This is a genomic window from Sphingobium sp. FW305-3-2-15-F-TSA7 (genome assembly GCF_058787155.1).
This window is the reverse complement of record NZ_JBYSZM010000082.1, coordinates 1-561: the sequence shown is the minus strand read 5'-3', so window position 1 is coordinate 561 and position 561 is coordinate 1. Positions and strand designations below refer to the sequence as shown.

The following is a 561-nucleotide window of genomic DNA, read 5'->3' as shown; positions in this document are numbered from 1 at the left end:
GCATTGTCGAAGAAGGTCTGTGCGCGCCCATTGCCACGCTGGGTGACGTGGTGGGGGAGTCCCGGAACGACGACTCGAGAGAGGCGGGCCATGTCGCATCCTTCAACGCCCGGCACCTCCTGTCAATTTAGTGCACTGTCACCGTAATTCGACAGTCTCACCGCGCAGAAACGCCTGGCCGAAGCGGGCTTCGGAATCATCCTGGTCCCGGAGAGCGGCATCCTCGAAGAGCTCAAGACCGGGAGCCTGGCCATGATTGCCGTGGGCGATCTCGATGCGTTCAATCCGGTCAACGCCATCCGAAGGAAAGGCGGCTTTCTGAGCGGAGCCGCGCAGGCCTTGTTGAGGCTTCTGACCGAGCAATAAGCGATTTGTAGTTCGATGGAATCATCGAACCCGAGCCGTAGGCCAGAAGCGTCGCGATAGCGCGATGGCCGTACTTCAGCGGCACTCTGAAGAGGCGGCGGCGAGGTGATCGGGCCCCAAAACCCGTTCATCCCGAGCGAAGTCGAGGGACTAAGCCGAGCGGAGCCGAGGCTGATGGCGCAGTTGGTCCTCGGC

1 pseudogene is annotated in these 561 nt (G+C 61.9%); it reads left to right on the top strand.

The window, feature by feature from the left end:
• Positions 1–159: 159 nt before the first annotated feature.
• Positions 160–366: pseudogene (locus tag AC3WN8_RS30105) on the top strand (LysR substrate-binding domain-containing protein); the annotation flags it as partial.
• Positions 367–561 lie beyond the last annotated feature (195 nt).